Annotated in this window: 3 protein-coding genes; 1 reads left to right on the plus strand and 2 read right to left on the minus strand. The window is 67.8% G+C overall.

Annotated elements, in window-relative coordinates; translation table 11 throughout:
* The first annotated feature begins 283 nt into the window (after positions 1-283).
* Positions 284-535, plus strand: a complete 252-nt coding sequence (locus ABZ887_RS51125; protein WP_361306603.1) for a hypothetical protein — start codon at positions 284-286, stop codon at positions 533-535.
* A 132-nt stretch (positions 536-667) separates the two neighbouring features.
* Here ABZ887_RS51125 and ABZ887_RS51130 read toward each other — a convergent pair whose 3' ends face one another.
* Positions 668-856 (minus strand): hypothetical protein, encoded by a 189-nt coding sequence (locus ABZ887_RS51130; protein WP_361306605.1) that lies wholly within the window; start codon positions 854-856, stop codon positions 668-670.
* A gap of 50 nt (positions 857-906) precedes the next feature.
* Positions 907-1281: cytochrome P450 (locus tag ABZ887_RS51135; protein ID WP_361306607.1), on the minus strand; the 375-nt coding region annotated here is incomplete at its 5' end.

Here is a 1281-nt window from a genome sequence, read left to right on the forward strand (position 1 = left end):
CCCCGTGAACGTCTCCACCCACAACACATCAGCCCTCAACACCCCACGCATACAAACCAAATGCCCAGATCACGGCGTTCTGCAACGCGCTTTAAGCGTTGAATCGCATGTGGAGAGCGATGTCCCAGGCAGCGCTGGCAACGGGACAGCTGGCCCGTTCCGCAGCTATGGCCTTCGCTCTGCAATCTCTTCGTCACGGTGCTGCTGATCACCGTCATCGCCACGCTCACGGTGGCCAGGGCGTGGGTGCTACCCAAGACCGTTCTGCTAATCTGCCGGGTCGATGCGGCACATAGTCGGCTCGTGGATCGACCGGACGATTCTGGTGGCGTACCTGCCACTGACGGGAACCGTGCGCGACCGCGTCGGTGCGGCGGTCCGCGACCCTGCTGCCTCCGCCGACCTGCGCTGGCTCGATGTGCAGTACCTCTACGGGCCGGTCGTCGACGGGCTGCGGGCCGTGGTGCTGCCCCTGGTCGGCCGCCTCGCCGGACTGGATGCCAAGTGCTCCGAGTCCCTCTCAAGCCCTCGCTGAAGACCCGGCTCGCCGTCCGTGTGGAGGAGCTGGGATCTGACGCAGACACGGGCGGGCCCGATCGCGGCGCACGGCGACACCGTGTACTACGCGGTCGCCGAGGCGTTCACCAACGCTGCCAAGCACAGCACATCACCCCGAACGCATGTCTGTCTGGAGCGTCTCGACAGCGGCGTGCGGGCCACGGTGTGCGACGGCCGTGGGCAGCAGGGTCTCGAACCGCTCCGCCGGCGGCACGGTACCGAGGAGGCGTTCGGTGAACCAGCGTTGATCCACTCGGCCCCGCTCGGCCCCGGCGGGCGAGGCGACGGATGCGGCCACACGGCCGGGTGTGTCCATGCCGATCGTCCGACCGGCATGGACACCCTGGACTACCAGGCGACGGGCAGCTCGTAGATGCCGTAGGCCTGCGAGTCCTCCTTGAACTTCAGCTCCGAGAGGTCGACAGCCATCCGCAGCGTCGGAATCCGGCGGAACAGCGTACTGAAGACGACATGGAGTTCGACTCGGGCCAGCTGCTGCCCGACGCACTGGTGCGGTCCCCAGCTGAACGACATGTGGTGCGCGGCCTTGCGGGTGAGGTCGAGCTTGGCCGGCTCGGGGAAGGCCTCCGGGTCCCAGTTGGCGGCGGGCAGGGCCGCGATGACGCCTTCTCCGGCACGGATGACCTCGCCGTCGATCTCGATGTCGTCGACGACCGCGCGCCGGGCCAGCAGGTGCGGGATGGTCAGGTAGCGCAGCAGCTC

Origin of the sequence: Streptomyces sp. NPDC047061, assembly GCF_040643955.1 — a bacterium.
Taxonomy (GTDB): Bacteria; Actinomycetota; Actinomycetes; order Streptomycetales; family Streptomycetaceae; genus Streptomyces.